The organism is Streptomyces sp. NPDC005551 (assembly GCF_042871785.1).
Taxonomy (GTDB): domain Bacteria; phylum Actinomycetota; class Actinomycetes; order Streptomycetales; family Streptomycetaceae; genus Streptomyces.
In genome coordinates this window covers 273,858-294,612 of the sequence record NZ_JBIAJE010000002.1, presented here as the reverse complement: position 1 = coordinate 294,612, position 20,755 = coordinate 273,858, and the positions used below count along the sequence as shown (strand labels likewise).

9 protein-coding genes are annotated in these 20,755 nt (G+C 70.3%); 3 read left to right on the top strand and 6 right to left on the bottom strand.

All coding sequences use genetic code 11. The features are described 5' to 3' along the window. On the bottom strand, positions 1-1,779 hold the full coding sequence (locus ACFYP4_RS05510; RefSeq protein WP_388783044.1) for an ABC transporter ATP-binding protein: 1,779 nt from the start codon (positions 1,777-1,779) through the stop codon (positions 1-3). Between the two features lie 257 nt (positions 1,780-2,036). Further along, entirely contained in the window at positions 2,037-3,437 is a 1,401-nt protein-coding gene (locus ACFYP4_RS05505; RefSeq protein WP_388783041.1) for a hypothetical protein, read from the bottom strand. 496 nt (positions 3,438-3,933) lie between these two features. Here ACFYP4_RS05505 and ACFYP4_RS05500 point away from each other — a divergent pair, with 496 nt between their 5' ends. The 3 genes from ACFYP4_RS05500 to ACFYP4_RS05490 are packed head-to-tail and all read left to right on the top strand — an operon-like array spanning position 3,934 to position 14,804. Next, the gene (locus tag ACFYP4_RS05500) at positions 3,934-11,472 is read left to right on the top strand and encodes an SDR family NAD(P)-dependent oxidoreductase (RefSeq protein WP_388783038.1); all 7,539 of its coding nucleotides are present in this window, start codon (positions 3,934-3,936) and stop codon (positions 11,470-11,472) included. Between the two features lie 41 nt (positions 11,473-11,513). Continuing rightward, the gene (locus ACFYP4_RS05495; protein ID WP_388783035.1) at positions 11,514-13,877 is read left to right on the top strand and encodes an MMPL family transporter; all 2,364 of its coding nucleotides are present in this window, start codon (positions 11,514-11,516) and stop codon (positions 13,875-13,877) included. A 60-nt stretch (positions 13,878-13,937) separates the two neighbouring features. After that, positions 13,938-14,804, top strand: a complete 867-nt coding sequence (locus ACFYP4_RS05490; RefSeq protein ID WP_388783032.1) for an SDR family NAD(P)-dependent oxidoreductase — start codon at positions 13,938-13,940, stop codon at positions 14,802-14,804. An 82-nt stretch (positions 14,805-14,886) separates the two neighbouring features. On the opposite strand, the gene ACFYP4_RS05485 is transcribed toward ACFYP4_RS05490, so the two are convergent. The 4 genes from ACFYP4_RS05485 to mmsA form a co-directional block, all read right to left on the bottom strand. Further along, positions 14,887-16,509 carry a pyridoxal phosphate-dependent aminotransferase gene (locus ACFYP4_RS05485; RefSeq protein WP_388783029.1) on the bottom strand — a complete coding sequence of 541 codons (1,623 nt, stop codon included), beginning with the start codon at positions 16,507-16,509 and terminating at the stop codon, positions 14,887-14,889. A gap of 137 nt (positions 16,510-16,646) precedes the next feature. After that, positions 16,647-17,792, bottom strand: a complete 1,146-nt coding sequence (locus tag ACFYP4_RS05480) for an aldose epimerase family protein (protein WP_388783026.1) — start codon at positions 17,790-17,792, stop codon at positions 16,647-16,649. A gap of 139 nt (positions 17,793-17,931) precedes the next feature. Further along, a complete protein-coding gene (mmsB, locus tag ACFYP4_RS05475; RefSeq protein WP_358856007.1) occupies positions 17,932-19,176 on the bottom strand; it encodes a multiple monosaccharide ABC transporter permease in 1,245 nt (414 codons plus the stop codon). A 5-nt stretch (positions 19,177-19,181) separates the two neighbouring features. After that, the gene (gene mmsA / locus ACFYP4_RS05470; protein ID WP_358856008.1) at positions 19,182-20,723 is read right to left on the bottom strand and encodes a multiple monosaccharide ABC transporter ATP-binding protein; all 1,542 of its coding nucleotides are present in this window, start codon (positions 20,721-20,723) and stop codon (positions 19,182-19,184) included. Positions 20,724-20,755 lie beyond the last annotated feature (32 nt).

Genomic DNA, 20,755 nt, shown 5'->3' with positions numbered 1-20,755 from the left:
TCAGCAAGGGCAGCATCGATGCCCGGCGACAGCGGCCTTGATGGCGTGCCCGGTGGTGAGTTCCCTGTAGTGGCTGTTGTGAGCGAGAAGGTGCTCGTGGCTGCCGGAGACTGCCGTCCCGTCCTCCGTGAGCAGGACGACGTGCCGGGCCCTGCGGACGGTGGGCAGTCGGTGGCTGGCGACGACAACGCAGCGGGTGGCCGCCAGGTCGTCCACGGCTCGGGTGACGAGACGGTCACTGATGCTGTCCAAGTGCGAGTTCGGCTCGTCGAGGAGGAGGACGTCACTGTCGGTGAGGAGGGCGCGGGCTACGGCCAGGCGCTGGCGTTGCCCGCCGGACAGGTCGTGGACGCGGCCCAGGGGCGTGTCGATGCCTTGGGGGAGACGCAACACCGTCCGGCGTAGCCCGACCGTCTCCAGCGCGTTCATCAGGTCCGCGTCGATGGGCGGCTCGGCGAGACCAAGTCGCAGGTTCTCGCGAATGGTGCCTTCGACAAGGGTTGACTGTTGGTCGACGTAGGTAACGCGTCGGCGCAGGTCGCCGAGGGGCCAGTCGCTGATGGACCTGCCCAGGACGCGAATCTCCCCGTGCTCGGCCTGCGCGAGCCGGTTGATGAGCGTGAGGACCGTGGACTTTCCCGTGCCTGAGGAACCGACGAGGGCGGTGAGCCCGGTCGCGGGGACGTGGAAGCTCGCACGGTCCAGGACCGGGTTGCCTTGCGGAAGCAAGAAGGTGACCCGGTGGAAGGTCACCGCATGTGCGTCGGGGCGAGGCAGGGGCGGGACGGGAGTTGCTGTCGTGTCTCGTTCCGCTTCCGTCGGGCGGGTGAGGAGGCGGTGGAAGCGGCCTCGTGCGGTTCGTCCCGCCTGCAGATGGCCGATGCCGAGTGCGACGACTGTCAGGGGCGAGGTGAGGTGCAGCAGGTAGAGAAAGAAGCCACTGAAGGCGGCCAGGGACAGCTGTCCGCGCGTGATCTGCTGTCCTGCTGCCAACGCGACGGCCAGGACGGCGATCTGCTGGCCCAGACTCACGACCGGGCCGATGAGGCACTGCAAACGGGAGGCGGGCAGACACGCCGAACGAACCACGTCTGCGGCGTGTCCAAGTTCGTGTGCGGCCTGACTCTCGTAGCGGCAGGACTTGACGGTGACGAGTGCGACGAGATGGGCCGTGAGGCTCTGTGCGAGCTGTCCGAGCGCGCGCTGCTGCGCGACTGCGAGGTTTCTCATCCGGGTCGTCATGGGGGCGAGGCAAGCTCCGGTGAGCCCGAAGGCACCGACGGCGACCAGGGTGAGCCCCGGGTCGATGACGACCATGGCGGTGAGCGTGGCCGCCGTGGCGAAGAGCGCCACCGGAAGGTGGATGAAACCGGTTTCGATGAGCAGACGCAGGAGCGCAGCGTCCGAGGTGACCCTGGCCGTGAGGCTGCCAGTGCCCTCCTCGCGTACCGCACGCAGCGGAAGCCGCAGCAGATGCGCCATGGCCCGGCGGCGCAGGCGCAGCACGGCGCGCTCGCCGACCCCCGCCAGTAACCATCCGCTCAGGGCCTGCAGTCCGGCCGTGCCGAGGACTGCGACGCTCATGCCCACGGCGGGAAGAATGACTGGCTGGTGCCGGGTGAGAGCGTGCATCACGCCCATGGCCAGCCACGGCACCAACAGGCCGGCTGTCGCTGAAGCGAGGGACAGGACGGCTGCCAGGGCGAGCAGCAGCCGGTCGCCACGCAGGAGGTCCTGGCCGATGCGCAGTCCCGGAGACGCCCCGCAGCCCGAGGTCATCGAACGGACAGGCGGTCGTGGGCGGACGGACGAGAAGGTCATGTGGCGGTGCCTCGTTTACGAAGACCGGGCGGGGGAGGAGCCGATCGACCGCAGCCCGGAGCCCTGCTCATCGTGTCGCGGAACAGGAGGCGTACTGCCGGTTCCGGGTCCGGCACGGGCAGCGACGATCACCGGTCGGGGACCCACGGCTGGATCCGACGGTGGCAGGCGGTTCGCTGCCGGGTTCCTCCACGGGCCGGAGCCGGAACGCCCGCTCAGACCGGCTGGGGGACATCGTCGGGCGTGAACTGCACTGCCGTGCCGTACAGGTCGAGCAATCCCTGGAAGGGCTGGGCGGGCAGGCCAGGCTTCCACAGTTCCACGGCCATCTCTCCGTGATACAGCAGGGGCCAGCGCACGTAGGTCCGCGGGTCGGCCGGATCGTTGACGGCGTGTGAACGGCGAACGGTGTCGCGGGCGATCTCGACGGTCAAGTCGGTACCGCAGCCGAAGCCGTAGGGGAACTGCTCGCGGTCCGCCGCGACGGTTTCGATCTCCATGTGGTCGCTGGAGACGACACCGACGTGGGCGTGGATGCCGGCCCGGATGAGAGGTACCTCGCGTTCTCCGTCGGGGTCCAGCACCCAGGTGCCTGACGGGTTCTTCGTGACGCGGACGGTGGGGCAGGCTTCCATCAGGGCGCAGATCTCCCATGTCTCCACTGACGGTTGCATCGGCAGCGTGCCGCTGGGGGCCAGGACGCGCAGGCGCTTGCCGTCGGTCAGGCGCGGCTCGACGGCTACGATCTGCTCTCGGGTCAGGTTGCGCTTGTCGACGTCCCAGGAACCCGAGGCGCTGACCACCAGGCAGTTGAGATCGGGGTCGAAGGCGAACAGCATGCCTTCGCTGAAGCCCCGCATGCCCATGTAGATCTCGTACATGTCGGCCAGTTGGTCGGAGACGAAGTCGGACACCTTCACCGGCGCCGGCAACAGCCCCAGCTCGCCCATCCGTCGCCCGGCGCGGGCCAGTTGCTCAGGTGCGGCGCTGGCCTGCCACGCCTCGGCGGTGATCGCGTCGCGGACGGTGTCGTAGTCCTCGGCGACCTGCCGGGCGCACGCCGCGGTGACCAGTCGGTCACGCATGCGGTCGGCGATGTTCGTGATCTCGGTGGGATGGCCGCCCTCCATGCTGCAGAACGTCACCTCTCCCACGTGACCGGGAGCATCACCGCGGGACACGAACAGGACCTTGGCCGCGCCGAGTCGGCCCATGGCTGTGCGGGCGGTGGCGACGACTTCTGCGTGGGGCAGTGCACTGAGTCGTTCGGGCACCTCGACCACGGCGACGACATGCCGGGGGTTGCGGCGCAGGCCGTGCTGCTGGCGCAGCATCGCACTCAGCGGCGGGTATTGCTCGGGGATCCTCTCCCGCAGAGGCTGCGGCCCCTCGGGAATCTGCCCGCACACGAGCATCAGGTCGACGTCGCCATGGGAGCGGTCCAGGACGGTATGGCCCTGCACCTCGAAGGATGCGACCAGGTGGTCCAGGAAGGTCCGCAGCGCCCGGTGTCCTGACGGCATCTCACCGATGACCTGGACCGTGCACGGACGCCACCAGCCGCAGGCCGTCACATCGGTTCGGACGACGGGTACGGCGACCTGTGAACTGCTCATGGACTGCCTTCCGGGAACGTTGCGGCCGCCTTGAGAGAGGCCTTCGTCGGCTGGGTCGCGGCGCGTGAAGACGCGGCAGTGACCAGGTTCGTTGCCGTGGACGTGCGAGAAGCCGCATGGGGGGACGGGCTCAGGACGTCGGCACCATACCGGCGGCCCGATGGAACACCTACCTACCGCCACCCTTTCCGGGTTCGGCGGGTAACCACTTGACGCCCGAGCGATGTTCTTGCACGTCAGTGGCTTGGAGCGGCCGTGATCTTCACCCTCAGGAGTGAACGGCGGAGCCATCCTGAGTCACGAGGACCGGCCAAATTCACCCCTTATGTGCTCCGGAGTTGTTTCCAGCCTTCACCCGCACGCCGCAACGCGTGCAAGGCCTGGTCATCGGTCTCCCTATGATCACGGCGTCCCCGGCGGCGGAAGCACCCCTCGCGTGCCACTGCCTGCGGTCTTTCGATGCCCACCCCCTTCTTTCACGCACCAGGAGAACTCCGTGACCGTGGCTCCCGCGACCCCTGACAGGCCCGCCGTAGCGATCGTGGGCCTCTCGTGCCGGCTGCCCGGCGGCATCGAGGGACCGCAGGACCTGTGGGAGGCGCTGCAGGAAGGACGTGACCTGGTGGGTGAGGTCCCGCCGGACCGTTTCGACCCCGAACGGTTCGTCGACACCGAGCGGCGCAGGAACGACAAGAGCTACACGGGGGCAGGCGGGTTCCTCCAGGACGTGACCGGTTTCGACAACGGCTACTTCCAGCGGGTCTCACCGCGCGAGGCGGCGCGCATGGATCCGCAGCACCGGCTGCTGCTGGAGATGGCGGTCGAGGCCCTGGACGACGCCGGCGTCGACCAGATCACCACCGCAGGCTCTGACACGGCGGTGTTCGTCGGCATGTCGAGTCACGACTACGCCGACTTGCAGTCCACGGGCGGTGACGCGCCCAATGCGTACTCGATGGCTGGGCTGGCGGCCACCAACGCCGCCAACCGCATCTCCCACCTGCTCGACTGGCACGGGCCCAGCATGACGGTGGACACCGCCTGTTCCTCGGCTCTGACCGCCCTGCACCAGGCGTCCGAGACGCTGCGCACGGGCCGAGCGCGGATGGCTCTGGCCGGAGGAGTGAGCGTCCTGCTCAGTCCCTTCGGTTTCACCGGCTTCTCGGCCGCCTCCATGCTGTCGCCGACCGGCCGCTGCCGTGTCTTCTCGTCGGAGGCGGACGGCTACGTGCGCGCGGAGGGCGGCGGAGTCGTGGCCCTCAAACTCCTGCCCGACGCGCTCGCGGACGGCGACCGCATCCACGGAGTGATCCTGGCGAGCGGCGTCAACAGCGACGGCAGCACCACCGGGCTGGCACTTCCCAGCGCCCGGGCGCAGGCGGCATTGCTGGAACGGGTCTACGCCCAGGCGGGTGTGAGCGCCGACGACCTGTCCTATCTGGAGGCCCACGGCACGGGAACACCGGTGGGCGACCCGATCGAATGCGACGCCATCGGCCGTGCCCTGGGCACCCGCCGCACGACCGGGCCGCTGCCGATCGGATCGGTCAAGAGCAACACCGGTCACCTGGAGGCCGCTTCCGGCATGGCCGGACTGGTGAAAGCCCTCCTCGTCCTGCGTCACCGCCGCATCCCGCCGACCCTGCACGCGCGGCCGCTCAGCCCTCACATCGACTTCGAGGGCTGGCAGCTCGACCCGTGCACCGAAGCCAGGCCCCTTGCCGGGCAGCGGCCGGTGGTCGGCGTCAATTCCTTCGGTTTCGGGGGATCCAACGCGCACGTCGTCCTGGCCGCCGCGCCCGCAGTCCACCTGACCGACCCGAGTGAGGCCCCTGAGGGTGTGCTGCCGGTAGTGGTCTCGGCCCGCACCCCGGAGGCACTGGAGGCCGCGGCCGCACGCATGGCCGAGCGGCTACGGGAGGAGACCCCCGAGGGGCTCTACGACGTCGCGTGGACGGCCGCATGCCGTCGTACCCTGCACCCGCACCGGGCCGTGGTCCTGGCCCCCGGCGCCCGGCAGGCAGCCGAAGCCCTGGAAGCCGTCGGCCAGGGGGCACTGCCCCTGCCCGCCGCCACCGCCACAGAACAGGCCGTGACAGAGGGCCGCGTGGTGTTCGCCTTCGGCGGCAACGGCTCCCAGTGGGCCGGCATGGGGGCGGACCTGCTCCGTGCGGAACCCGTGTTCAGGGCAGCGCTCGACCGGGTCGATGACGCGCTCCTGCCCCACCTGGGCTGGTCGGTGCGTGAGGAGATGGCGGCAGCCGACCCCGCGCGCATCGAGGCCACCGAGATCGCCCAGCCGCTGCTGTTCGCCTTCCAGATCGCTCTGGTGGAACTGTTCAAGGCCCGCGGCATCCGTCCGGCCGCGGTCCTGGGCCACAGCGTCGGCGAGATCGCCGCCGCCCACGTCGCCGGCGCCCTCGACCTGCCTGCCGCCGCCCGGGTGGTCGCCGCACGCAGCCGTGCTCAGGCCGCCACCCGCGGCCGAGGCCGCATGGCCGCGGTCGGCCTGTCGGCGGAGGAGGCGGCCAAGGAACTCGCCCCGTACGCCGGCTCTTTGGAGATCGCCGCCGTCAACGGCGACCAGGACGTCACCATCTGCGGTCCCGAGGAGGACCTCCGCACCTTGGGCGCGGATCTGGAGCTGCGCGCAGTCTTCTTCCGCATGCTGGAGCTGGACTACGCCTTCCACAGTCAAGCCATGGACCCCGTACGGAACGGCCTGCTCGAGTGCCTGGAGGGCCTGCGTCCCGGCGCAGCCGTTCTTCCCTTCGTCTCGACTGTCACCGGCGCCGTCTGCACGGGCGAGGATCTTGACGCTGTCTACTGGTGGCGCAATGTCCGTGAACCCGTGCTGTTCGGGCCGGCCCTGCAGACGCTGATCGACGACGGCTACGACATCTTCGTCGACATCGGCCCCCACCCCGTCCTGCGGCCCTACATGCGCAAGGCGGCCAAGGGCCTGGAACGTTCGGTGCTGGTCACGGCCACCTGTGCTCGGGCCGTGCCGGGGCCTGCCGCCGTCGACACCGCGGCGGCCCGCGTAGTGGCCGCCGGCGCCCAGATCCACTGGGACGTCTTCTTCCCGCGGCCCGGACGCACGACCGACTTGCCGGCCTATCCCTGGCAGCGCGAGCGGCACTGGCACGGCGACCCTCAGTGGTGGCTGCGCGTCTCCGGCGAGACCACCCCCGTCCAACACCCCCTGCTGGGGGCACGTGTCCCCGTGCAGCAGCCCGGCTGGTCCAACCTGATCGAACCCACCCGGTTGCCGTGGCTGGCCGACCACCAGGTCGCAGGCTCCGTCGTCATGCCCGCCGCGGCCTACCTGGAGATGGCCCTTGCCGCAGGCGGACGCGTCCACGACGCCCCCGTCGAGGTCAACCATCTGCTCATCACTCGTGCCCTCGATCTGCCCTGGGACGACGAGGCCGCCGACGTGCGCGTGCAGGTCTCCCTCAGCGAAGGTGACCAGGCCCTGACGATTGCGGCGCGTACCGGCGACGACCTGCCCTGGCAGACGTACGCCCGGGCCCAGGTGCGGCGGCTGCTGGCCGCCGTGCCGCCCTCCGTCGACCTCGCCGACCTGCGCTCGCGTCTCCACACACGCATGGACGTCACTGAGCACTACGCCCGGGCCCGGCGCGCCGGCCTCGTGTACGGACCCGCCTTCCAGGTCCTCACGGAGCTGCGGCTGCACGGGGGAGAAGCCCTGGCCTCCTACACCCTGGGCGAACCCGCAGACGGCTACCACGTCCACCCCGCGCTCCTGGACGGTGCACTCCAGGCAGGCGCCTGCCTCATCAGCGTCGAAGGCGAGTACCTGCCGCTCCTTCCAGTCGCCGTCGAGGCCCTGCGTCTGTGGCACACCCCGCCGCAGAGCGGTCTGATCCACGTACGCCTGCGCGAGAGCAACCCCCAGGAAACGTGCTGGGACATCACGCTGTCCGACGCCGACGGCGTGATCTGCCTCCAGCTCACAGGCTGCCGACTGCGCCGCATGGGCAACACCCCCACCGAACCCGTGCAGCACCTCGTCAACGTGCTGCGTGCCGCTCCAGGGACCGCCGACCCGGTGCTGCCCGGCCCCCTGCTCTCCCCCACCGCCCTGGCGCAGGCGTGTCTGCCGTACCGCGACCGTCTGGAGCAGACCTGGCGCGAGGAAGGGCACGAAGCCGGACTGCGGCGGCTACGCGAGTGCTGCTCACGCCTGACCGCCGACGCGTTCGCCCAGCTGCTGCCGGAGGGACAGCGCGAGTTCGACACCGGTGATCTCGTGGCAGGCGGCATGCAGCCCCGCCACACCCGCCTGGCTGAGCTTCTCGCCCACGCCACCCGCGGTCTGCTGCACCAGATCCGGCAGGCCGGAGAAGGCCGCCCCGCACGTTGGCGTCTTCCCGACACCGACGGCCCTCCGTCGCTGGAGCTGTTCCGGCAACTCGTACGCGACTTTCCCCAGCACGCGGTCGAGACGTCCCTGTTCGGCCGGTGTTGTCTGCACCTGGCCGACGTCCTGCGAGGCAACCATGATCCACTGACGCTGCTCTTCGACGAACCCGACCGCCATCTGATCGAGTACTTCTACAGCGACGCCGTCCAGCCCCGCTTCCACAATCAGCTGCTGCTCGCTCTGGTACGTGAACAGGTCCGCACCTGGCCCGAGGACCGGCCGCTGCGCATCCTGGAGGTCGGTGCCGGTACCGGCAGCAGCACAGCCCTGCTCCTGCCCCACCTGCCGCCCGAGCGCACCGCCTACGCCTTCACCGACTTGTCCGCCGGGTTCTTCCCCCCTGCCAAGGCCCGGTTCGCCGAATTCGACTTCGTCGACTACCGCTGCCTGGACCTGAACCAGGACCCGGCCGAGCAAGGCTTCACCGCGGGCTCCTTCGACGTGGTGATCGCCACCAACGTCCTGCACGCCACCCGAGACCTGCGGGCGACGCTCGCCCGCATCACCCACCTTCTCGCCGACGGCGGACAACTCCTCGCCCACGAGACCCACGAACCCGGTCTCCTGGCCCCCTGCTTCGGCACTCTCGAGGGATTCTGGGACTTCACCGACGCTTCGTTGCGCCAGGCCTCCCCCCTGCTGCCGGCGGAGGCATGGGCACCACTGCTGCGCGAGTGCGGCTTCGACGAGGTCGCCCAACTCGGACATGACCACGCCTTGCCGGAACTCGAGTACTCAGTGCTCTGCGCCCGCCGGGCGACACGCACCACCGCCCTCCCCGCCCCCCTCGCGCCGCCCGCCGCCCAGGACGCCCGCTGGCTGCTGGCCGGGGAGAACCCCGACGGCGACCTGCTGCGCGGCCTCGTCGACGCTCTCTTCGAGGCGGGCGCCGATGTCCGCGTCACCGACCTGGACCGGACGCCCGCGCACTGGGCACAGGCCGCGGGGGAGCAACAGCCCCCGCACACGGTTCTGGTCTTCGACGCCCATCCCGCTGACAGCCCCGCCGAGACGTGCGACCAAACCGTTGCCCGACTCGGTGTGCTGCGGGATCTCGCCCGAGCCGGATCGCACCTGCCTGCCGGGGGCGCAGCCGACCTGTGGATCGTCACCCGGCCCAGCGGCATCCACCCCGCCCCCGAACGACCGGGCGCTCCTCAGGACGCGACGCTGTGGGGCGCCACCCGCTCCCTGGCGAACGAGATCCCCCAGCTGACCATCCGGCGCATCTCCCTGGACGCCGGCACCCGGCCCGCCGACGACGCGCGTCGCCTGGCGGCCGAACTGCTCCGGCCCACCGACGAGGACGAGATCGTCCTGACCCGCAGCGGCCGCTTCGTCCCGCGCACCGTCCCCCGGCCCCCTTCCACCACAGCACCCGACGCGCCCGACTCGACGCCCTTCACGCTGCGCCTGCACGACGCCGGCCTGCGCCCCCGGCTCACCTGGACCCCGGAGCGGCCGCAACAGCCCGCCGACGACGAGGTCACCATCGCCGTCGCAGCGGCCGCACTCAACTACCGCGACGTCATGCTCGCCGTCGGCCTCCTGCCCCCGGGCGCGGAGACACCGCTGCCGGACGGACCGGCGCTGGGCCTGGAATGCGCCGGCACGGTCACCGCAGTCGGCGCCGACGTCACCCACCTGACACCGGGCGACCGCGTCTACGCGCTGGTGCCCCGCAGCCTCAGCTCCCACGTGAGGGCCAACGCCCGCCTCGTCGGCACCATCCCCGACGGCATGACGTTCACCGAAGCCGCCACCCTGCCGGTGGTCTACTTCACCGTCCACCACGCCCTCGAGCGACTCGCGCGCCTCCAAGCGGGCGAGACCGTTCTCATCCACGGTGCCGCCGGCGGCATCGGCCTTGCCGCCCTCCAACTCGCCCAGGCCCGCGGCGCCCACGTCATCGCCACCGCCGGCACCCCTGCCAAACGCGACCTGCTGCGCATGCTCGGCGTCCGCCATGTCCTGGACTCCCGCACCCTCGACTTCGCCGAGCACGTCCGCGACCTGACCGGCGGGCAGGGCGTCGACGTCGTCCTCAACTCCCTGGCGGGAGAAGCCATCAGCCGCACCCTGGAACTCCTGCGGCCGGGCGGGCGCTTCCTGGAACTCGGAAAGCGCGACATCTACACCTCCACCCCGCTGGCGCTGCGGCCCTTCAGCAACAACATCGCCTTCTTCGGCGTGGACGCCTACCAGCTCATCTCCGGCCGGCTGCCGCAGGCCGGGACCTGCTTCGACGAAACAGCCCAGCGCATCGCGGACGGAACCTACCGCCCCTTGCTGCACCTGGCTTACCCGGCCACCCGGATCAGCGAGGCACTGCGCGTCCTGCAACGCTCCCGTCACCTCGGCAAGGTCGTCATCACCTTCGAGGAGCGACCCCCCCTGGAGCGCATCCACCCGCCCCTGCGGCTCTCCCCGCACGCCACCTACCTGGTCACGGGCGGACTCAGCGGCCTCGGCGCAGCCCTCGCCCACCGTCTCGTCGACCACGGCGCACGCCACCTCGCCCTCCTGGGCCGCCGAGGCGCCGACACCCCCGACGCCCCCCAGCTGATTCAGGCTCTCGCCCAGCGTGGTGCCACCGCCACTGCCCACACGGTCGACGTCACCCGCGAAGAGGACCTGCGCCGGACACTCGCCACCATCGACGCAGACGCCCACCCCCTGGGCGGGGTGATCCACGCCGCGATGGTCCTGGACGACGCACCGCTGGCCGAACTCACCGACGAACGTCTGCGCACCGCGCTGGAGCCCAAGATGCTCGGCGCGGCCACCCTGGACGCACTCACCCGCGACCGCGACCTCCACCTGTTCGCCACCTGCTCGTCCGTCACCACCTGGTTCGGCAACGCCTACCAGGCCAACTACACCGCCGCCAACGCCTACCTCGAAGCACTCACCCGGTCCCGGCGCGCCATCGGCCTGTCCGGCACGACCATGGCCTGGGGCGCCGTCGGGGACACCGGCTACGCCGCCCGCCACGGCATCACCGACATGCTCGCCCGCCTCGGCCTGGACAACCTCACCCCCGCCGAAGCCTGCACCGCCCTCACTGATGCAGTCGCCCAGGACACCGACGTCACCGCTGCCGCCAGGATCGACTGGGCCCGAATCCGCAGCATGATGCCGGCCGTGCAGACCCCCCGCCTCGCCGGTCTCATTCCCCTCCACACCGCCCAGGACGACGGCCCCGACCAGCTACGCCACCGTCTCGCCGCCGCCACCCCCGACGAAGCACTCACCCTGGCGGCCGACGCCATCACCCAGGTATTGGCCGAGATCCTGCAGACCGACCCCGCCCGCCTCGACCGCGATCGCCGCCTGGACCAGCTCGGCCTGGACTCTCTGATGGCCGTTGAAGCCGTCGTCGCCGCACGCCGCCGCCTGGGCTGCGAACTGCCGACCCTGGAATTCCTCAACGCCCAGGGCATCACCGACCTCGCCCGCCGCGCCCTGATCCGCCTCGGCCACCAGACCCCCACCGTGCCGGCGCCGTCCGCGCCCGGTTCAACCGCGTCGGCTCTGCCCGTGCCTGGCCCCGCCGGGCCGGCACTGAGCGCTCACACCTCCTGATCCCACCGACCCGTACACCTGTAGCTGAGAGGCCGACCGTGATGTGCGAGCCACCCCCGCAACCCGACCGCTCGCACATCCCGGGCCCCCTTGCCGCGCTCGCCCGGTGGGCCGCACGCCGCAACCGGCTCGTCCTGGCCGCCGCCGCACTCTTCGTCGTCCTCACGGGTCTGCTGTCCGCCGGAGTCTCCGCACACCTGAGCAGCGGCGGCTGGCTTGCCGAGAACACCCCGGCGGCACAGGTGCGCAACCGGTTGGCGCAGTCCCCGCACGGGGGTATGCCGCCCCTCCTGTTCCTCGCCCACACCACCGGGTCCGTCGACGAGCCAGCCGCGCGCACCGCCGGTACCCGCCTCGCGGAGGACCTCGGCCGCGTCACCGGTGTCACCGCCGTCGACTCGTACTGGACAGGCCCTCTCGACCCGACTGCCTCCACTCCGGCACCCCCGCCCCCACCGGACCCCCTGCTACGCGCCGCCGATGGCCGTACGGCCCTCATCGCCGTGTGGCTCGACACCACCGAGCCCGCTCAGCATGCCGCCGTCGCAGACGTCCTCGCCCATGCCGACGGCCGGCATGGCCCCCTGGAGACCCGAGCGGCAGGAGAGGCAGCCGTGGCTCGCGCCATCCAGACGCACAGCGAGCGGGACCTGGTGCGCATGGAACTCATGGCCCTGCCCCTCACCTTCGTCTTGTTGTTTCTGATGTTCGGCAGCTTTCCAGCGGCGCTTCTGCCTTTGGCCGTGGGTACTGTCGCCATCACGGGCACCGCCGCCATCCTGCGCGCCGTCGCCGCCGTCACCCCGATCTCGGCGTTCGCCCTCAGCCTCACCACGGCCGTTGGGCTTGCCCTGTCCGTGGACTACAGCCTGTTCCTCATCGCCCGCTACCGCGAGGAGACCGCCCTCGGCCGCCCGCACGCCCAAGCGGTGGTCCTTGCCACCTGCACCGCCGGACGCACCGTGATCGCCTCCGCCGGAGTCGTCGCCGTCTCACTGCTGGGACTCCTGCTCTTCCCCGTGCCCTTGATGCGCTCGCTGGCCACCGCAGGCATCAGCGTCATCGTCCTGGCCGCGGCGGCGTCCCTGCTGATCGTCCCGGCCGGCCTTGCCTGCTTCGGTGAACGCCTGGCCGGGCGGGACATTCTCGCCCGCCGACGCCAGGCCTCCCGGGACGCCGCCCGGTGGAACACCCTGGCGACCGCCGTCATGCGACGACCCCTTGTGGTCGTCACCCTGACCAGCACCCTGCTGCTCCTGCTCGCTCTTCCTTTCCGCGATGTGACTTTCGGTTTCAGCGCCGAACGTGCCCTGCCCGCCGATTCACCCGTCGCCCGGACCATGAGAGATCTGCACACCGACTTCCCCTACCTCGGGACCGAGATCGACGTCGTCCTGCACAACTGGCATCCCGCCCGCCCGGACGACGCCGACCGCCTCGATGCCTACGCCCGCGATCTCTCCCGCCTCCCCGGCGTCCAAGGGCTACGCACCGCGACCGGCACCTACCTCGACGGCAAACCCGTCGGCCGTCGGTGCCAACCCACCGAAGCGACACCTGCGCATCACGTCTGCTCGGGACTACGACGATTCACCCTGCCCAGCGGCACCTGGCTGGCGATCAACGCCACACCTTGGCCCTACAGCACTGCCGCTGTCGACCTGCTGAACACCGTCCGCGCTCAACGGGCCCCCGTGCCGGCCCTCACCGGTGGGGCCACGGCCGACTTCCTGGACACCCGCACCTCGGCGTTTCACCACCTGCCCGGTGCCGTTGTGGTCGTGACGGTCACGACCCTGGTCCTGCTGCTGGCCTTCACCCGTAGCCTGTTCCTCCCGATCAAGGCCCTGCTGATCAACCTCCTCAGCCTCACGGCGACCTTCGGCGCGATGGTCTACGTTTTTCAGCAAGGCCACCTGCGCCAGTGGTTCGGCGACTTCGCCATGACCGGCAACACCGATCTCTCACTGCCGTTCATCGCGTTCTTTCTCGCCTTCGGCCTGTCGATGGACTACGAGATCCTGCTGCTGGCTCGCATTACCGAGGCGCACGTTCGTACCCGCGACACCGTCCGCGCGACCGCCGAGGGCATGCAAGCCGCCGCACCGCTGTTCACCGCGTCCGCCGCCGTGGTCCTCGTTGTTCTGCTGGCGCTCGCAGTGACGGACGTCGCCATCTTGAAGACCATCGCCGTCACCGTCGCGCTGTCCGTCCTCCTGGACGCTGCGGTGATCCGCCCCCTGCTCGTGCCGGCCGTCATGAAGCTGGCGGGTGACGCCAACTGGTGGCTGCCCGCCCCCTGGCGCCGCCGTCTTCCTCCACGGCCGGGCTCTGAAATCCCCCGACACCACACCGCTGCGACCGCCAATGCCCAGCCCGCGGACGATGTTCCCCTCTCCACCTGACAAGACGCGGACCAACCGTCCCGGACCCTCCGAACGATCCAGCCGTCCCGAAAGAGCCTCATGAGCCGCTACGACCTTGCCGGACGCACCGTCGTCATCACCGGGTCCACCGGCGGACTAGGCTCCGCCCTCGCCGACGCACTGCACCATCGAGGTGCGCGCCTCGCCCTTCTCGGCCGCGACGAGACCGCCCTCGCCGCGCAAGCCGACATGCTCGGCGGGCCCCGCACCGCGTGGGCAGCCCACGCAGACGTGACCGACCTCGTCAGCGTCCGCTCCGCGATCGACCGAGCCGCCGACCACTTCGGTCGCATCGACGTCGTCGTCGCCAACGCTGGGGTGAACGTCGTCGCCCCGACGGCCACCCTCGATCCCGACGCCTTCGAGCGGGTCATCAACGTGAATCTGACCGGAGTATGGCGAACCTTCAAGGCAGCCCTCCCGCACGTCGGACGTCAACGCGGCTACTTGCTGGCCATCTCCTCGATGGCGGCCTTCGTACACTCCCCGCTCCAAGGCCCGTACACCGCCAGCAAGGCCGGCGTCTGGGCCATGAGCAACAGCATCCGCCTGGAGGTGAGGCATCTCGGCGTCGACGTCGGCACATTGCATCCGACCTTTCTCAAGACGCCCATGATGGACGCGGTCCACGCGGATCCGGCAGGTCGGCGCCTGTGGAGCGGAAACGAACGTGGACTCTGGCGGATGTGGACCGTCGACAAGGCCGTACGCAGCATCGTGTCGGGCATCGAACGCCGTGCGCAGACAATCACCGCGCACCCCCTCCACGCACTTGCCGCGGCAGCCCCCGGCGTGTTCCGGCCGTTCTTCGACCGGGTCGCGTTCACGACCAGGACCATCACCGAGGCCAGCGCTGCGGCCCCACCCGACGGTGGCCCTGCCCACAACCCCGACCGCGAGTCGTGACCCTGCGCCACAAGCCCCGGCGTCCATGTGCCGACCGGTTTTTGGGGCGCGGGAGGCGGCGGCCCGTCGCCCCGCCCCGTCGCTATCCGACCTGGTGGTACGCGGGGCCGGCCGCCGGCCAGCCGGCGGGCTGGGGCGGGGCCTGCGGCGGCTGGGCAGGCGGCGGCTGGGCAGGCGGCGGCTGGGTGTAGCCCCTGACCTGGGCGGCGGTCAGTCCTCCCGCGGCGCCCAGCCCCGTCGCCCGGTCGCCGTACGAGGAGTCCGCGCCGCCGTACGAGGTGTCCTGGCCGCCGTACTGCGGGGCCTGCGCGGCGGCGGCCAGGCCGGGCATGCCGGTCTGGGCGACGGCCGTCAGGCCCCCGGCGGGCGCCGGTGCCATCGCGGGCATGGCCGCCGCCGGGGCCGGCATCACGGCGGCCGGTGCCGGGGCCGGTGCGAGGCCCGGCATGGCGCCGGGAGTCTGTCCGGGCCAGGCGTCGGCCTGCGCCGCAAGTCCCTGCGTGCCCGCCCCGTTCGTGGCGCCGACGAGCCGGTCCACCGCCGCCGTGCCCGAGCTGTAGCTGATGCCCTGCTCGGGCACGGCGGCTCCCCTCCTGGTCCCGTAGAGCACCTGTTCCAGGCCGGACACCAGGCGACGCACGTCCACCTGGGGGCGCACCACGAGCCGCAGGAAGCGGCTGGACGAGCCGATCTTGTTGCCGCACTCGCGGACCAGGATGCGGTGCTCGGTGAGGAGCCGGTCCCGGACCACGGTGCCCTCCGCGCCCACCGGCAGCCGCACGAAGATGAAGTTGCCCTGCGAGGGGTAGACCGTCAGGCCGGGCAGGGCGGAGAGGTGGCGGGCCATGTCGAGCCGGTCCCGGCGGACCATGTGCAGGCTCTCCAGGTACTCGGCGCCGTGCTCCTTGAGCATGAACACCACCGTCTCGGCGAAGGAGTTCAGGTTCCACTTGGGCAGCATGGTGCGGACCTTGCCGGCGAGCGCCGGGTTCGCGACCAGGTAGCCGAAGCGGATGCCGTGCAGGCCGAAGTTCTTGCCGAGGCTGCGCAGCACTATGACGTTGGGCCGCATCACGGCGTCCTCGACCACGCTGGGCTCGGACTCGGCGTCGGCGAACTCCAGGAACGACTCGTCGATGATGACCAGGTCCAGGTCGGCCATCGCGTCCATGAACTGCACGACCGAATGCCGCGGCAGGAAGCCGCCGTCGGGATTGTTCGGGTTGCAGATGACGGCGACGCGCGAGCCGCGGGCGCGGATGAACTCGGCGTACTGGGCGAGGTCGAGGGCGAAGCCGCTGGACTCCTGCAGCGGGAACATGTCGACGCGCTTGCCGGTCTCCATCGGCTGGTCGGTCCACCGGCCGAAGGTGGGGACGGGAATGGCGAGCGACTCCCGCACCAGCAGATGGTCGATCCAGGTGATGAGTTCCGTCGAGCCGTTGCCCATCGCCACGCACTGCGGCGGCAGCCGGAGCAGGCTGCACAGCTCGGCCGTGATGGTGTCCGCGCTGCTCGGGTAGTACGTGATGATCTCGCGCAGCCGCCCGGCCAGCTCGTCGAACATGGCCGGTGTGGGGAAGTACGGGTTGCACGGGATGCAGAAGTCCACCGGGCCGGCCCCGTCGCCCTCACGCGTCAGCGCGGCCATCGAGGGGCTGTGCGCCGCCGTGCTGCGGAACAGCGACGTGACGTTGTCGGCCATGGAACCTCCGTAGGGGGCGGGCCCGGTGGGGAGGTCCGGCCCGCCGTCTTGGGCGGCCCGTGCGGGGGAGCACGGGCCGCCCTCTCATACGGAGACGGAGGTGGCGCTGTTCAACTCGTGCGTGTTCGCGGGGACCGTCAGGCCCCGAACGAGTGCACGGTCGTCGTCCGGTACGTCTGACCGGGCCGCAGCACCGTGGACGGGAACGACGGCTGGTTCGGCGAGTCCGGGAAGTGCTGCGTCTCCAGGCACAGCGCGTCGCCCTGCCGGTAGATGCGGCCACCGGTGCCGACGAGCGTGCCGTCCAGGAAGTTGCCGGAGTAGAACTGGAGCCCCGGCTCCGTCGTCGCGATCCTCAGGGTGCGGCCGGAGGACGGGTCCCGCAGGGTGGCGACCTGCACGGGCCTGGCCGTGCTGCCCTTGTCCAGCACCCAGTTGTGGTCGATGCCCTTGCCGTACAGCAGCTGCTGGTCGGCCTCCCGGATGTCCTCGCCGACGGTCTTGGTCCGGCGGAAGTCGAAGGGGGTGCCGGCGACCTTCGCCAGCTCGCCGGTCGGGATCAGACCCGAGTCGACGGGGGTGTAGCGGGAGGCGGCGATGCTCAGCTCGTGGTCGTAGACCGAGCCGCTGCCCTCGCCCGCCAGGTTCCAGTACACGTGGTTGGTGAGGTTGACGACGGTGGCCTTGTCGGTGGTGGCCGCGTAGTCGATCCGCCAGTCGCCGTGCCGGGTCAGCGTGTAGGTGACCTTGACGCGGAGCGTGCCGGGATAGCCCATCTCGCCGTCGACGCTCGTGTGGTGCAGCACCAGTCCCACGTCGGAGCCGGAGGTGAAGCCCTCGACGTCCCAGACCCGCTTGTCGAAGCCCTTGGCCCCGCCGTGCAGGCTGTTCTCCCCGTCGTTGACGGACAGCTGGTACGCCTTGCCGTCGAGCGTGAACCTGCCCTTGGCTATGCGGTTGCCGTACCGGCCGATGAGCGCGCCGAAGTACGGACTGGAGGCGACGTAGTCCTCGATGTTGTCGAAGCCGAGGGACACGTTCTTGTGGCGGCCGTGCCGGTCGGGGATCTCCAGGGACTGGACGATGCCGCCGTACGACAGGACCTTCAGCCGCGTGCCGCCGTTCTCCAGCGACCAGCGGTGGACCTTCGTGCCGTCGGCGAGCTTGCCGAAGAGTTCCTTCACCGGCTTCCGGCCGGCCGCGCCGTGGGCCGTGCCGGCCGTGGCGGCGGTGAGTCCCGCGGCGGCTGCCGCCGCGATGACGGTGCGTCTGCTTGCTTCCATGTGCGGCTCCCTCTGGTTGCGGCTCGGTTCGCCTCCGGGGCGCCCCGGCCGGTGCCGGGCCGACGACCGTGCTCGGCCCTGCGGCCTCCGCGCGTTCGCGGTCCCGGCACCGACGCGCCCCTTCGGCTCCCTCGCCTGCTTACGAACCGACCTTGCGCTTGTTCCACACGTCGAAGCCGACCGCGGCCAGCAGCACCAGGCCCTTGATGACCTGCTGCCAGTCGCTGCCGACGCCGACGAGGTTCATGCCGTTGTTCAGCACACCCAGGACGACGCCACCGATGATCGCGCCGAGGACCGTGCCCACACCGCCGCTCATCGACGCACCGCCGATGAACGACGCGGCGATCGCTTCGAGTTCGAAGTTCACGCCCGCTTTGGGAGAGGCCGCGTTGAAGCGGGCCGCGAAGACCAGGCCCGCCAGGGCCGCGAGCATGCCCATGTTGAGGAAGACCAGGAAGGTCACCTTCTTGTCCCGCACACCGGACAGCTTGGCCGCGGGAAGGTTGCCGCCGATCGCGTACACGTGACGTCCGATGACGGCGTTGCGCATCAGGTAGCCGAAGCCGACGACGAGGACGCCCAGGATGATCAGCACCACGGGTGCGCCCTTGTAGCTGGCCAGCATCATCGTGACCGTGAGGACCGCCGCGACCAGCGCGACGAGCTTCAGCAGGAACAGCTTGGCGGGCGGCACGTCGAGCGCGAACTCCTGCTGCCGCCTGCGGTCACGGACCTCCTGGATCACCACGAAGGCGATCACGGCGAAGCCGAGCAGCAGCGTGAGGTTGTGGTAGTTGGTGTCCGGGCCGACCTCGGGCAGGAAGCCGTTGGCGACCTTCTGGAGGCCGTCGGGGAACGGGCCGAGCGTCTGGCCCTCCAGGAAGATCTCCGTCAGACCGCGGAACAGCAGCATCCCGGCGAGGGTGACGATGAACGACGGTATGCCGAGATAGGCGATGAAGAACCCTTGCACCGCTCCGGCGGCCGCGCCCAGCGCCAGGCACAGCACCACGGCGACCGGCCAGGCCACGTCGTGCTCGACCATCAGCACCGCCGCCACCGCGCCCACGAACGCCGTGAGCGAGCCGACCGACAGGTCGATGTGGCCGGCGATGATGACGAGCATCATGCCGATCGCGAGGATCAGGATGTAGCTGTTCTGCAGGACCAGGTTGGAGACGTTGCGCGGCAGCAGCAGGTCTCCGTCGGTCCACACCGCGAACAGGACGACGATCAGTCCGAGAGCGATCAGCATCCCGTACTGCCGCATGTTGCGGCGCATGCCGTCCATGATCAGCTGCAGCAGGCCGTCGCCCTCCGCCGGTCCGCCCTTGCCGGCGGGAGCCGGCGCGGGGCTCTTGGCGGTCACATTCGTGCTCATCCCTCTTACCTCTTGTCCTTCGTCATCTGGCGCATCAGCACTTCCTGCGTGGCCTCGGCCCGCGACACCTCACCGGTCAGCCGGCCCGCCGCCATCGTGTAGATGCGGTCGCACATGCCGAGCAGCTCCGGCAGCTCGGAGGAGATGAAGACGACCGCCTTGCCCTCGGCGGCCAGCTTGTCGATGACCGTGTAGATCTCGAACTTGGCGCCCACGTCGATCCCGCGGGTCGGCTCGTCGAGGATCAGCACGTCCGGGCCCGCGAAGATCCACTTGCTGAGGACGACCTTCTGCTGGTTGCCGCCCGACAGCTTGCCCACCGGTTCGAAGACGGTGGGCGCCTTGATGTTCATGGACTTGCGGAAGCCCTCGGAGACCTGACGCTCCTCGTGCTCGTCCACGATGCCGCGCCGGGAGACCTTCCCGAGGGCGCTGAGCGAGATGTTGCGGTTGATCGTGTCGATGAGGTTGAGGCCGTAGTGCTTGCGGTCCTCGGTCACGTACGCGATCCCGTGCTTCACCGCCTCGGGCACGCTCTTCGTACGGATCTCCGCGCCGTCCTTGAGGACCGTGCCGCCCGCGTACCGGCCGTAGGTGCGCCCGAAGACGCTCATCGCCAGCTCGGTGCGCCCGGCGCCCATCAGTCCCGCGATCCCGACGATCTCCCCGCGCCGCACGGAGATCGACACGTCGTCGACCACCTTGCGCTGCTGGTCGATCGGGTGGTGCACGGTCCAGTTGCGGATCTCCAGGGCCGGCGCGGCGCCCGCCTCGGGCCGGTGCGGGGTGCGCTCCGGGAAGCGGTGGTCGAGGTCGCGGCCGACCATGCCGCTGATGATCCGGTCCTCGGTGGTCTCCGGCGCCTTCACGTCGAGCGTCTCGATGGACCGCCCGTCGCGCAGGATCGTCACCGAGTCCGCGACCCGCTCGATCTCGTTGAGCTTGTGCGAGATGATGATCGAGGTGATGCCCTCGTCCTTGAGACCGAGGATGAGGTCGAGCAGCTTGCCGCTGTCCTCGTCGTTCAGAGCCGCCGTCGGCTCGTCGAGGATCAGCAGCTTCACCTTCTTGGAGAGCGCCTTGGCGATCTCGACGAGCTGCTGCTTGCCCACACCGATGTCGGCGACGCGCGTGTCGGGGTGTTCGGCCAGCCCGACCCGCCGCAGCAGTTCGCTCGCGTGCTTCAGCGTCTCGCTCCAGCTGATGAACCCGCGCGTGGCGTGCTCGTTGCCGAGGAAGATGTTCTCCGCGATGGAGAGATACGGCACCAGCGCAAGCTCCTGGTGGATGATCACGATGCCCTGCTGCTCGCTCGCCCGGATGTCCTTGAACCGGCAGGTCTCCCCTTCGAAGAGGACCTCCCCGTCGTAGGTCCCGTGCGGGTGGACACCGGAGAGGACCTTCATCAGGGTCGACTTGCCGGCGCCGTTCTCCCCGCAGATGGCGTGGACCTCGCCCGGGCGGACGCTCAGAGAGACGTCCGACAGCGCCTTGACGCCGGGAAAGGTCTTGACGATCGAGCGCATTTCCAGGACGGGTCCCGCCATGGTCGTGCCTACCAATCCTTGAGTACGCGGCG